Origin of the sequence: Bdellovibrio sp. HCB290 (assembly GCF_047305925.1) — a bacterium.
Taxonomy (GTDB): domain Bacteria; phylum Bdellovibrionota; class Bdellovibrionia; order Bdellovibrionales; family Bdellovibrionaceae; genus Bdellovibrio.
Genome location: NZ_CP178620.1, coordinates 952,454 through 966,001 on the forward strand (window position 1 = coordinate 952,454; position 13,548 = coordinate 966,001).

At 46.9% G+C, this 13,548-nt stretch carries 10 protein-coding genes; 7 read left to right on the forward strand and 3 right to left on the reverse strand.

Annotated features, from left to right (window positions below):
• The first annotated feature begins 1 nt into the window (after position 1).
• Positions 2-856 carry a polysaccharide deacetylase family protein gene (locus tag ACLVWU_RS04710; RefSeq protein ID WP_413577731.1) on the forward strand — a complete coding sequence of 285 codons (855 nt, stop codon included), beginning with the start codon at positions 2-4 and terminating at the stop codon, positions 854-856.
• Positions 857-910: 54 nt separating this feature from the next.
• Here the strand turns inward: ACLVWU_RS04710 and ACLVWU_RS04715 are convergent, their stop codons facing one another.
• Complete coding sequence (locus ACLVWU_RS04715) at positions 911-5,710, reverse strand: hypothetical protein (RefSeq protein WP_413577733.1); 4,800 nt, start codon at positions 5,708-5,710, stop codon at positions 911-913.
• Positions 5,711-5,949: 239 nt separating this feature from the next.
• Between ACLVWU_RS04715 and ACLVWU_RS04720 the strand changes: the two genes are divergently transcribed.
• A complete protein-coding gene (locus ACLVWU_RS04720; protein WP_413577735.1) occupies positions 5,950-6,147 on the forward strand; it encodes a hypothetical protein in 198 nt (65 codons plus the stop codon).
• A gap of 5 nt (positions 6,148-6,152) precedes the next feature.
• Here the strand turns inward: ACLVWU_RS04720 and ACLVWU_RS04725 are convergent, their stop codons facing one another.
• Positions 6,153-6,317 carry a hypothetical protein gene (locus tag ACLVWU_RS04725; protein ID WP_413577736.1) on the reverse strand — a complete coding sequence of 55 codons (165 nt, stop codon included), beginning with the start codon at positions 6,315-6,317 and terminating at the stop codon, positions 6,153-6,155.
• A gap of 218 nt (positions 6,318-6,535) precedes the next feature.
• Here ACLVWU_RS04725 and ACLVWU_RS04730 point away from each other — a divergent pair, with 218 nt between their 5' ends.
• From ACLVWU_RS04730 to ACLVWU_RS04750, 5 genes are all read left to right on the forward strand, one after another.
• Positions 6,536-6,916, forward strand: coding sequence for a hypothetical protein (locus ACLVWU_RS04730; RefSeq protein WP_413577737.1), 381 nt, complete (start codon positions 6,536-6,538; stop codon positions 6,914-6,916).
• A 115-nt stretch (positions 6,917-7,031) separates the two neighbouring features.
• Positions 7,032-8,273, forward strand: a complete 1,242-nt coding sequence (locus tag ACLVWU_RS04735; RefSeq protein WP_413577738.1) for a hypothetical protein — start codon at positions 7,032-7,034, stop codon at positions 8,271-8,273.
• An 80-nt stretch (positions 8,274-8,353) separates the two neighbouring features.
• Positions 8,354-9,106, forward strand: a complete 753-nt coding sequence (locus ACLVWU_RS04740; protein WP_413577739.1) for a hypothetical protein — start codon at positions 8,354-8,356, stop codon at positions 9,104-9,106.
• A 111-nt stretch (positions 9,107-9,217) separates the two neighbouring features.
• Entirely contained in the window at positions 9,218-12,025 is a 2,808-nt protein-coding gene (locus tag ACLVWU_RS04745) for a hypothetical protein (protein ID WP_413577741.1), read from the forward strand.
• Positions 12,026-12,040: 15 nt separating this feature from the next.
• Positions 12,041-12,532 carry a hypothetical protein gene (locus ACLVWU_RS04750; protein WP_413577742.1) on the forward strand — a complete coding sequence of 164 codons (492 nt, stop codon included), beginning with the start codon at positions 12,041-12,043 and terminating at the stop codon, positions 12,530-12,532.
• Here ACLVWU_RS04750 and ACLVWU_RS04755 read toward each other — a convergent pair whose 3' ends face one another.
• Positions 12,533-13,531 carry a zinc-binding dehydrogenase gene (locus tag ACLVWU_RS04755; protein ID WP_413577743.1) on the reverse strand — a complete coding sequence of 333 codons (999 nt, stop codon included), beginning with the start codon at positions 13,529-13,531 and terminating at the stop codon, positions 12,533-12,535.
• Positions 13,532-13,548 lie beyond the last annotated feature (17 nt).

Consider the following 13,548-nt stretch of genomic DNA (forward strand, 5'->3'; position numbering starts at 1 on the left):
TATGAAACGTTTGTTGGCGTTGTCTTTCGCGGTTCTTTCCTTTAATACGGCATTTGCTCAGACAAGTGCTGATCTAACGGCCCTATTGGGACCGGTACCTTCAGATCAGGAATTGATCCTGCGCCAGGAACAAGAATCTATTCAAAGACGCGTTGAAATGTCTCAATGGGCTAACGTAGACACCTGCCGATTCGGTATCAGAGTTCCAGATAAAGTGACTCGCGGTACGATCGCATTGACGTTTGATGACGGTCCAAACCCGAAGACGACTCCAATCATCCTGGATACTTTGAAAAAGCACGGAGCCAAAGCTACCTTTTTCATCCTAGGTGGTAAAGTTGCCGGTAACGAAGGTTTGATCCGTCGTATTCTTAACGAGGGTCACCACATCGCAAATCACTCTTACAATCATCCGAACTTTCATAAGTTGTCTGTAGTTGACGCGAAAAATCAGATTTACCAAACTGATAAACTTTTACGCCAATTCACAACTCCAAATTACTTGCGTTACCCATATGGTAACTCCACATGTGCAGCAAACGACTATGCAAACTCTTTGGGTTATAACATCGTTGGCTGGAATATCGATACCTGTGACTGGGCCTTTGCGAACACAGGCAGCGTGTCTGATGCTTCCAACAAAACTTGCCAGGCACCTTCAAGCCTGCGCTCCGACTATGCTGGTTACGTAAACCACGTTGTTGGTCAAACTAATGGTGGTGTTTTGTTGATGCATGATATTCACATGAACACAGCTTCAAGCCTGGATCGTTTGATGACCAAGCTTGAAAACCAAGGTTACCGCTTTGTTGACCTTGCTGATACAAACTTGTTTCCAAGATTGAACGAATACTAATTCGTTCAGTTAAGACGGTGGGAAATTTAAAGGAGGACCTTGGTCCTCCTTTTTTTATGGCATCAGCGGAGTCGTAAGAATACGTCGCTTGTAAGCATCCTGCATCAGCAGGCCCAGGGGAGTGACTTTCAGATAGAACGCCTTACCGCGGTTACCGGGTTTTACTCCGGGCAAATCCAAACCAGAAGTTGAAATCTTCACGAAGGTTTTTGCCGTATCATGAGCGGCATAGACATCCGTGACTTCGCCCGCGGCATCATTAGCCAGGAAGTAGCTCCATCCCGTGGCATTGTCATGGACCGCATCGATCCAGGTTTTTCCGGTGGGATAGTTCGTAAACGTAGTTAAGTCATGAACCAGATAGATTTTTGGTGAAGCCGGACTTGTTTTCGCAGTGATCTGCAGCACACGGCCCTCGTCGAAGACCATCAACTCGCCACTGGAGTCTTCCTGCATTCCGTAAATTCTGGAAAAACCCACACCTAACGCCGTCGCGCCATCGGTAAATGAAGTCGCACCTGCGGCGCCGGTTTTGCCGGCAATGGCGACGATGCCATTGGTACTGGTCGAAGCCAGCGAGCGATAGATGGCAAGATTCTGCGTGTAAGCATTCGTACTATAACCTGCAAAATAGAAGTTATCGTCGGCCATATAAGTGGCAGTTGAACCCCAATCCCAGATCAAGTTTGCATTGCGATTGAATGTCGTACCCAAAGTCGGTACGGTGCCACTGGTGCCGGTGTGCATATCAAACAGACTGCTCAGATTCGAGTTATTGCCATCCGGCCACAAAGCAGGGGATAGATTCACACCCTCCCATTTATAACCAGAAGTGGAACCGGTATTCATAAGAATCCTGCTGCCAGTGTTGTTCAGGATCAAGGCTCCGTAAGTGTTTAGTAAGCCACTGATCGAACTTGGATAAGCGGTATCAATGCGGGAAATGAACGGAGTGCCTGGCGTTGTTGTAGTGTCGACTTTCATGCGACGTAAATGGCGCACACCGCGAGTATAAAGATACTTATTGGTGGAATCGTAGGCGAGTCCAGCAATGGATGTGAAAGCCACCAATGTAGGATCTGTGCCATTTCCGTAAGTCAGGAACGGCGAGCCACCAATCTTGTTGGCACTCCACGTAGTGTTGAATTTAACTTCGAAAAGTTCATTGGTGTCGCGGGAAACAACGTAAACCGAGTTGTTGGAAGAACCCAGTGTCGCTTGAAAGTCTGTGATGACGTAAGAAGCCAGGTCTACATAGGTACCACCATAGTTTCCTGTCGTTGTATCCACGTAGGCCACGCGATTACCGCTGCGCACGTTTTGCATACAGAAATACTTGCTTGTATCGTTTCCAACATACATCACGCGCGAGCAAGGATTGCTGACACTGGCTGTAGTCGTAGCCACGACCCATTTATCGGTGCCAGAGTTATAGTTCATACTGAAGCGATTGGTCGTCGTCACACCCGTACGATGATAGATATAGGCCTTACTACGATCAGGCATCACCGCGATCCAACCGTTGTAGTCCTGCTGACAAGTCAGACCGATAGCATCACCAACGTCGCCAATGGACGGGGCAGCGCTGGTGCAGTCTGACTGGGAGCCAATCACAAGTTTCGGAACACTCGAAGTATTGTTCAGATCAACTTCGTAGTAAGCTTTCACGCGCACCATTCCGGTGTGATAAGACGGGAAGTAATAGTATCCTGATTTTATATATGCATCATAAACGGGATTTGAATTCTGCGTGCGCTCGTCACCGTTAAGTTGTGCAACAGTGCGATTCCAAATGATGCTCTTGTCGCTGATTTTGACGCGAGTGATAGTACTGCACGGAGCAGAAACAATCGTCATCTCTCCATCCGTGATATCGATGATTCGCGGAACGGTGAATTGTGCCAAAACAGCAGTTGGGCAACCTTCCATACTCATACTGCCCAACCACTCGCTGACGATACCGCTTTGACGGTCCATTTTCATGATGGCGTGGCGCAGACGGGAACCGTAATACAAGTTAGAATTGCCATCGGCAAAAACACCATTGGAGCTGGAAATATCAGCTGCACTGATGTGCACACCATACTCCAGATTACCCGGGTCACCGACCAAAATCTGCCAGCTCGAATTTTGAATTGCCGAAAGTGCCGTGGTGATCACGCCACCCTCGGTTTTGCAGGCAACCAGAACACGAATCGGCGTGTTGGCAGAAATCGCTTGTCCCTGGGGAGTCGTCGCAGGAATTGTCCAGTTGTAAGTCCCCGAAGCAGCCAGTGAAGTTTCTGTGCTGTCAGTGATCTTGAAATAGCTGATACCATCGTCGATCGTATATTGAATGCTCGAAATCGGCGCACTGGCCAGATTGATTCCAACATCGGAGCTGGCACAGTTCCACGTGATCGGCATCACTTGAGTTGGCAAGTATGTTCCAGAGCCCGACGGAGAAGTGACTCTGATGATAGGTGGTGTGCCCAGCTCCAGGCGCACGGTGTAGGGTTTCGTCAAGGACATGATGCCGGCATTATTTTTTACCTGCGCATAAACCGTGTGATTGCCCGGGGCTGAACTTAATACGTAACTCATACCCGATGCAGAAAACGGAACCCAGCCAGTACCGTTGTCGGTATTGACATCAAAATCTGTTTCAGAAAATCGCATCCATGAAGTCACAGACGTAGAAGCGGTCACCGCCAAAGTCGCATTCACGGATGAAATACCCACAATGGTCGCGCCATCGGCCAGCGTGAAAGCATCAATGACAGGTCGTTCGGATTCGATGATCAGATTTTTGATGATTGATGCCTGATTTCCGGCCGAATCGGTTGTGGTCGCACGAAGCCTTGCAGTTTTAAGGGAAGTCGGTGTTGACCAGGAATAATTAAAAGCAAAGTTTGATGCGCTCGTTGCGGGCATCGCTTGAGTTGAAAGCGTTGACCAATTGACACCTGCGTCTTCGCTCCATTCCAGAACTGTATTCTGTGAAGTAGAGGTGTGAATATCAGTCACTCGCCAAGTGACCGTCGCGGTTGTGTTAACCCGTAAATCTGTAGTGGGCGCAGTCCAAGCAAGTGTTGGTGGGGTGACATCCAAAATGACCGAGGTTGAGCCCGCAGTTAAAGAAATATTCCCTGCGGAATCCTTGGCCCAGACATAAATCGTATGGGTACTTTCACCAGTAATGGTGTGGTTGTAAACCAAGGGAGTGGCGCAAGCGACCCATGAGGTACTGGCAGCCGAGGGCGCACCGACAGTTTCTGTAATCAGAACCATCGCAGTGTCAGTACAATTTGCCACTGACAACCCAACAACCGGATTATTGGTGATCGCAGCTGTTGTCAAAGTCACGACTGGTGCCGCAGGCGGACTGTTATCATAAGTGAACGCCACTGCCGTGGTTGTATTCGGATTTCCGGCGTTATCTGCGGCATAAAGTCTTAAATATCCCGAAGCCGTCGGCGTGTATCCATTATAAGGAGAGCTTGCCGCTGTCAAAGTCGCTACATCAGTGAAAGTGACGTTATCACTGGAGTACTGAAGTTTAACGACCGCTACTCCAGAGGTTGCATCCGTTGCTGAAAACGTAAGACTCATCGCTGTGCCACCCGAGATCACACTCGGTACACCAGATAAGCTAACTGTCGGCGCGGTTGTATCCAAAGTTAAGGTGACTGAAGTCGCCAGCGTCGAAATGTTACCGGCAGCGTCTTTCGCCCAAACATAAATAGTCTTGCTGCCATCGCCAGGGGACAGATTGTAGTTCGCAGTTTGTGCGGGGTCTGTGATGCAAGTTTCTGAAAAGGCACTGGCGCTAACTGCGACAGAAGTTGCACTTTCCGAAACTGCAAATAAAGAAAACGTATCACAGTTAATCAGGCTGGCTCCCGTATTCACGCTAAGAACCGCTGCCAGTGAATTAGTAACAGACGGGGAGGAAAGTGTGATGGCCGGAGCCAAAGGTGGAAAGGTGTTTAAGATACTGAAAGTAAGTTGGTGCTCCAGTACGGCGTCGGTAGTAACAATTAAGCCACCCCCGTCATCAGTGCCCACTCTTAATAGTAAATCGTTGATGCCTTGGGTGTTCTTGCCAGGAGTAAAAGAATAAGATGCAGCACTGCCCACTGAAACTCCATTAAGAGTCCATTCGTAGGCCGGGTTGTAGCTGCCATACCAGTGGGCGGCAACGACGGTGTGTGTAGCGGCGCTCATTTCATTGTAAGTGGTTGGCGCAGTCAGAGTGTCTATATAGGGCGGCACTTGGGACACTAAATCAGTGATGCTATTCAGATTTAAATCTGACACCAGTTGATTGCGTTGGGCAGATCCGCCGGCAGCGACCAAACTGTCGTAAACTTCAGAGATGGATTCAGATGAGCTGGCCCACGGCGCGGCAGCCACTGTGGATATTAAGTCTTCGATTTGCTTATTGCTAAAGTTTTGCAGAGTTCTGATTCCTGGAAGTTGAACATAGGGAATTAGTCCCACAAGACTTGAAACATAGGTGATGTCCTGCTGACCCAATCCGGTTACAGGACGACTTAGTTTTCTTCCGCAAGCTTCAGATTTAAGAATGTATTTTTCTGCGACAGTTGCAGGTGATATTTTTGGAAAGCTGAATTCGTAGGATGCATCGAGTGGTACTGAGGCCAAAGGAGTTTCATCAACAGTGCCGTTGAGATTCAGTTTATGCAGATATACGACCTTGTCGCCAGCCAGACATGTGGCTGAGGAAGTAATACCCGGCATATGCACTTTACCCGACAAGACAGAAGTGGAGTCCTGCCAGATATTGAGCTCGATACTGCAAGAAGCCAGCAGGGTATACGTTAGAACGCCAAGATATCTGAGTAATCTCATTATCTGGTTTCTTAAAGAAAGTGCCGGATTCAAAACGTTCATGAGTAACTGATCGGTTTTAATCTGGGGAACATCCAGAGTGAATCGTCAAAATATCTTGATAAGTGACCCCAAATCACAAATTGGATTAAAAACATGAATAACATATGTGTTTGTATGTTGTACTGATACGTATCAAACAACTTATGACTCCATTATAATTGGAGTGATGACTTCATCTTTTTTGGAAGGAGGAATTCATGAGAATCAGAAATTTGGTTTTGATTTCAGCAGCCGCATTTGCGACCGCTGTTATTGTGCGAAAGTTGCTTGAAAGCCGATCAACACCTGCCATCAGCAATTTACCAAATCAACATGAATATGATGTGGATGCGGAAGATGATGATTCATTCCCAGCCAGCGATCCACCATCCTGGAGCGGCGGCCATTATCACTGAAGGACTTATTCGGCAGCCTTGCGGGAGCAGAGGTATTGAGCGTTGGGTTCGTCTTTTCGACAGACGTTTTCAACTTCGTCCCAGCATCCGCGACGTTCTTCACATTGATCTTTGGCGACCATATCTTTCATGAAGAAAAGGAAGCCGACAGCGCATATAAGTATAAGCACGACAATGATGTCGTTGGTTCGTCTCTTTTTGATACATCAACTCCTGATAAAACGTGCAATGAGAGCAATGTACCTGTCCTATCGGCTGGTTCTTGGAAAAAGTTTAATACTTACCCTTGAAAAATGGTCTGGTGTTCCCAGCATCTCGGGCTGGGTTCAGCAAAATCGCGTGACAAAAGCCTCACTGTAAATGGGAATGGAACTTAAAAGGAGATAACGTGGGGTTTGCATCTGTGATCGTGATTGTGGTGCTAATGGTGGGGTGCAGTTCCAAGGGACCATCGACCCGTTACATAATTAACTCAATCAAGACTGCGGATTTGGATGACTCCAAATCAATCTCCCGAAATGAATTTAAAATGTATTTTCAAAATCGCTACAGTCAGATTGATGCGGGGGATACTGGAAAGCTGCCCGGCAAGAAACTGTGCCCGGCGATTCTGGCTGACAGGATTTGCGCAGGTGCAGACGTCAATAGTGATGGCTATATCACCATCGATGAGCTCTATAACAGACTGGATAGTGAGTTCGACCGCGTTAATAAAGACGGTAAAGGTGATATTTCATATAAAGAGTTTCACGAGACACTGCTTCCTTAGTGCCAAATTGAAACCATAACTTCGCGCTACTTTAAATACCTAACTATCAAACCCTTGCCTATTTAAATAAACTTTCTTATTACAGTGACGGCCCTGTGCTCTGTTAGGAAAATTTATGTCTTTTGTTTCGTTCGTTTTAGTGACTCTGGTTTCATTCAATGTTTTTGCCGGTCAAATTCCTGATTTTTTAAAGAATCCATTTGCTGCAACAATCACGTCCACTTTGGTGACAGCTGAAAGCAGCAGCGCTTTTAAGCGTGCTACGGTAACTTTGCTTCCATCACGCAAGTCTGTTCCTTTGATGGAGCGAGCGGTGGATTTTAATTACAGCTTTCGTTTGCGCGTTAATAAAAAGGCGCCATTGGTTTTCCTAATTCCAGGAACCGGTGGTACATCTGAATCAGCGGGCGTGCTATTGCTGGCCGAGCAACTGTTTAAAATGGGCTACCATGTAGTGACTGTGGATAATCCATTCTCTTGGCGCTTTGCTGTAGCCGGAAGTAAGAGTGGCCTTCCGGGTTATACCCCTCGGGATGCGGCTGACATTTATGGCGCCTTTAAGAAAGTCGCAAAATCTTTGCACAATGATTATGGCATTCAGCCGCAAGGCTATTCCCTGGTGGGCTATTCCCTGGGCGGACTGCAAAGTCTTTTCATCAGCGAGATTGATCAGCAGGTGAAGGCTTTCGGTTTTAAGAAGGTTCTGATTATTAATCCTCCGGCAAATCTTTTGTATGCGGTGGAAAGATTGGATGCTCTGGCTGATGTGAAGAAGCAGATGACGGCCAAGGAAAGACAGAATGTGTCCTTCAAGGTGCAACGTGTGACGAGTGCGGTTACCAGTGGTAAAATCAGCCTGCGTGACCCTATGCAAATGGACAAGATCTTTAAACAGGAAAGATTCACTGACCTGGAAATGTCCTACCTTATCGGTAACGAGTTTCATGACAGCTTGGGCGGGATTATTTTTTCGACTCAGCAGGTGCATGATGCAGGGATCTTGAAAATTCCAGCGACCAAGTACAAGCGCAACGCACGCAATGCGGAGATCGCAAAGTATTCCTTTTCCCAGTACATGAATGTGTTTTTGTTGCCGAATCTAAAGCGTGGCCATGGCAACGATTATACGGTCGAGCAGCTTAATTTTGAATCCAGCATTTTCCGTTTTGCAGATTCGATTCGTACCAATGAATCACTTTATCTGGTGACGACAGTGGATGACTTGTTTTCAAAACCTGCCGATATTGCGTGGATGCAAAAGCAATTTGGCGCGCGCGCAATGATTTTGCCCTTTGGTGGCCATTGTGGCTTCTTTCAATTGCCAGCATTCCAAAATCAGCTAAAACAAATATTCTGATTTTTATCAGTAAGTCTACTTAGACCACGTCACCACACATAAACCCCGATATTCTGTAGTCACGAACATCGGGGTTGCTAATGTACGAAACACGCCTGTGGATCTCTATTGTCATCATGGTCGTCTTGTTGCTGGTGGCGGTATTTATCGGTACCAAGTTCGGCCAAAAGTTTGGAAAACCAGATGCCAACTACGCAGTCCTTCCGACGTCGATTCTGGGGCTTTTGGCTTTACTTTTAGGGTTCACTTTTTCAATGTCCGTGTCCCGCTTTGAGGACCGTCAGAAGCTGGTGCTTTCGGAAGCTAACGCGATCGGGACCACGTATTTAAGAACTGATTTTCTACCAGCTCCGCACGCGCAGAACGTTAAAAGCTATCTAAGGGAATATGTCGATATTCGCTTAAAGCTTATGGATGACTATCCGACCGAGAATGAAGCCAGACGAATCGGGCAGGAAACCGCCCGGTTGCAAAGTTTGATCTGGAATGAAACTGTGGCTGCTGCCGGTGTGAAGGTAACGCCGTTGTCTCCGTCATTTGTGTCGTCATTGAACGATGTGATAGACATCAGTGCGCAGTGGGACTTTGTTTTAAATAACACGGTGCCTGAAATGATTTATTTCATCATCATCTTTGTAGCCGTCTTTGGAGTCTTCTTTTTGGGCTTCATGAATGGCTCAACGGGAACATCGCATCGTTTTGGAATTCTGGCTTTGGCTTTTTTATTTTCCCTGGTCATCGCCTTGATTCAGGACTTGGATCGCCCACGGCGCGGGACAGTGAAAGTCAGTCAAAGCAGTCTGGTCGATCTTAAGAAGCAGATTTCCAAGTAATCGGGTGACCGATACGACAAAATGCTGTTTGGCGCTGGGTGCCAAGCGACAGTGCCCGTGATTTCACCAGTCAAATCATTTAAATTCTTCAGGTTGATGAAGGGAATTTAAATGAAAAGTTTATTGATAATGGCTTTGCTTGGTTGCGCTCTGCATGCACAAGCACAGAACATCGATCTGGAGCAGGATGCACCTGGTTTAAAATGGCGAACAATTTCAAATGATGTGGTTCAAGTTATTTACCCGGATATCTTTCAGGCGGAATCCGTCTATGTCGCGAATTTGGTCGAGCACTACTCAAAAGTGGTGGGGCAAACATACGGGATTCAAAAGCCCAAACAGTTTTCTTTAATCATTCGCGCGGAAAACTCCCAGGCGAATGGTTATGTGACTTTGGGGCCTCGTCGCAGTGAGTGGTTCGCCTCCAATATTTATTTTCCTTCAGTGGGCACTTCGGAATGGTTTCAGACATTGTCCATTCATGAATATCGTCACGTAAATCAGTTTGATTACTTTAACCAAAGAACCGTCAAAGGTTTGTATTATATTATGGGAGACGCCGGCGAACAGGTGGCGATCTTTCTTTCATTGCCTTCCTGGTATTTCGAAGGTGATGCAGTTTGGACTGAAACCAAGTACACAGATGCAGGTCGCGGACGTTCACCACGTTTCTTGGCGCGTTTGAAGGCCCTGGTCCTAAGTGAAAAGATTCCGACTTACGATCAATTTTTGAATGGCACTTACACCAATCAACTTCCCAATCAGTATGTCTACGGCTATGCCTTGATTTCCTATGCGACGCAAAAGTATGGCGCCGATGTTTGGCAAAAAGTCGTTTACGATATTTCAAACTTTCCGCATCCATTTAGACTTTATTCTTCCTTCGAACGTGTGACGGGTCAGGACTTTGCATCTTTCTATTACGAGACAATGGCGGATCTGAAGAAAAAGTGGGCCAAAGATGCTCCAGAGCATTTGGCGTTTGAAGACTACCGCGAAAGAATCAATCCGACAAAAGTGGGCGACAGTGTTTTCTATGTGAAGAAGACTTTGGACACCCATGCGGAAGTAATCAAAGAATCTCAAGGTAAAGCAGAAAGAATTGCAAAGCTGGTGTTTATCAAAGAGAACTCGGCAATCTATTTCGGAAACGGGAAAGCCGTCTACTCTGAATACATTCCGGACTCCCGTTATGGGCACAAAGGGTCCACAGACCTGGTGGTTCTTGATCTGAATACGGGATCAAAAAGCACAATCGCACGGGGACTGCGCATCTATAATCCTAAATTCAATTCCGCAGGAACCAAGATTATCGCTGTTGAATTCAACAACGACCAATCGTGGAGTCTTGTCGAGTTTGATTTGGCAGGCAAGAAACTGCAAAGCTTCACTTTGCCAGAAGGTAAAGTGGCCGAGGCGAATTATCTGGACGACGACAATGCCGTGGTTCTGGTGAATTCAAAAACAGGTACCAGATCTATGGTGACTGTGGATTTGAAGGGGCAAAAGCTTAACAAAGTTCTGGTTCCTGCATCCCGTAATAATTTAAACGGAATGTATGTTGATAAGAACAACGCAGTTTTCTTTGAAGCTCAGTACAAGGGTTCCACGGATATTTTCCGCTTGAATCAAGCTGGCGTCAGTCGCTGTACGGAATCCAAACTGGGTGCCTACACGCCTTCGTCAGATGGTGATAACCTTTACTACAGCAACATGGATACTTATGGATCCGTGGTGCAAACGGTAGCGGTGTCTGCATGTAAGCCAATGGAAGCCGCGCAACTGGTGGATTTCAAATATCTGGGCGATTCTCCGTCAGATAACTACAACGGATTCCCTTTGCAGTCTTTTGCTGATCAGGAAGTGTTGCGCACAAAGAATGCCGATAAATACACTCCAGAAGACTATGGCGATTTCGACAAGCGTTTGCTGGTTCCGAACAACTGGGGCTTGTTAATTGATCGTGGATTTAACCTAGGGATCAGTTCTGACAACTACCTAAGAACTCTAAGTCTGGGAGCTAACGTTGGATCTGATGCGCAGGAAGGTCAGAGTTACGCGGGATTGGGTTTCGCTGTTAAAAAGTATTACCCGATTTTCTTGCTGAATGCGGAAGACCGCAACCGTAAGGTTACGGACATCGATTCCAATGATATTTCTCAGTGGAACGAGAACAACGTTGGTCTGACGATGCTGCTTCCTTTTATTAAGAAAAAAGGCATCTATAACTTTACGGCGGTCTTGTCTGGCAATGCGGAATATACTGATGCCAAGGACTACGAGTTCAACGAAGTTGAAATTGCGGGAAGCAATTACTTCCATAAAACCGGTGGACAGTTAACCCTGGCTTTCAGTCAGGATGAAAAACCAAGATCGATCATGGCGCCGTGGCTTGCAAGCTACACCATCACTTACGACAATGCAGAACAACCTTCTGATTCGTCGTTCTCGGGTTACAGAACTTTTGAAAAGGGTGTGATTCAGACGCCGGGCCTGTTTAATCACGACGGTCTGCGCTTTACTTATGACCACCAAAACCAAAAGGATTCTTTGACGGCTTATCGCTTCCTGCCGGGCTTGAGTGCTTTGGGTTACGCGTTCTCGCGCGGTTACAGCTATAAAGATGTGCCGGATTATAAAAAACTATCTGCGAACTATCTTTTCCCGATCGCTTATCCTGACTGGAACGTTCCAAACTGGATTTACATCAACCGCGTTTATGCGAACTTGTTCTTTGACTCGACCGAGATTGAATCTGCAGTCTATCCGTCACCTTTGAACAGTTACGGGGCTGAGTTGAATCTGGAAACAAAGCTTTTCCGTATTGTACCAACTGTGTTGGGTGTTCGTGTTGTTCAACGTGAGTTGGATAATGAAACCCGAGTTGAACCATTCTTTGGACTTTCTACTGAAATGTAGGGGATAATATCAGGCATGGAACACGTGCTTGATAATCTTCTTTGGATCGAAGAGCTTCTGCCCCCAGGATATGACTGTCACCCCAAGCATGGGGGGATGGCTTATTATGTGGACATGAAGCTCGTTTTGATTTTGGTCGAGCGTCGCGGCCTTTACGAGCACAAAGGCATTTCCTATCCGTTCGAACTTTGGAACGGCGCTATTTTTCCCGTCCTAAAAAAAGCCCAGAACGCCTTTTTCCTAAAGTACCTGTTTTTGGAAAATCATCCCGCCAACAAAGACTGGCTGTATATTCCCGCCGACCAGGACGACTTCGAAGAACAGATAAAACAAATGATGCGAGAAATCTCCAAAGCCAATCCTCTTTTGGGTTTGCCGTTAAAGATTGATGGACCTGCGCAGGATTCAAAAGCAGCGGCTCCAAAAAAGAAAACCGCCAAAAAAGTCAGGGCCTCCAAGAAAAGCGAAAACGCTTACTTCCTGAATATCGCCAAAAAGAAATCCTAATTACGGAATCAACGCCATTCGCGATTTGATTTTTCCCTCGGCCAATTCATGCAGCCAGTGGTTGACGTCTTTTAACGGAGCCGTTTCCACTTGCGGTTTGATTTTGCCAGCAGCAATGAGGTCGTACAATTCTTCCATTTCAATATGAGTTCCCCAGAAGGTGCCTTGCACACGCACCTGATAGGTGATGGCAGAGGCCGTGGTGATCGGCGCTTGCGCTGAACCCAAGCCCACCAGCACAATGGTGCCGCCGGGTTTTACAAAATTCTGTGCGTCTTTGAATGTGGCTTCCAGCCCCACGAAGTCGATAACGACATCAAAGGATTGAGGTTCCAAAACCGAAAGATTTTGTGAATTGATCACGGTCTGCACACCGAAAGATTTTGCCATTTTCAGATTGGGCTCTTTCAAATCACAGGCGGTGACATTCGCCCCCAATGCCAAGGCAATCTGAATGCCATTCATCCCTAAGCCACCAAGACCGATGATCAGAACCTTTGAGCCCATTTGTACTTGGCCCATGGTTTTGATAGCGTGATACGGAGTCAATACTGCATCGGTCGCAACCGCAGCCACTTCGGGACTGATGCCCTTGGGAACTTTGACGATGTTACGGGCAGGAACTTTCAAATATTCAGCATAGGCACCGTCTTGTCCCAGACCAATAAAGGTTCGGCTGGGATCATTGCACAGATTATCGTGACCCGAGCGGCAAAAGTTGCAGTGCCCGCAAGGATTGGGGCCATGAACGGCGTATAAATCACCCGGTTGAAAATTATCATGAACTTCTGTTCCTTGTTCGACAACTTCGCCGCAAGCTTCGTGCCCCATGGTGAAAGATTCTGTGTAAGGCACCTCACCGTGAAGCACGTGCAAGTCCGAGTGGCAAATGCCGGCCGCGCGCACTTTTAATATGACATCTTGGGGACCCGGTTTTGGTTTGGGCACATCAGTGAGCTTCAGTTCTTTTTGTCCGGGCACATATCTCGCGGCAAACATGAGTGACCTCTTTTCAT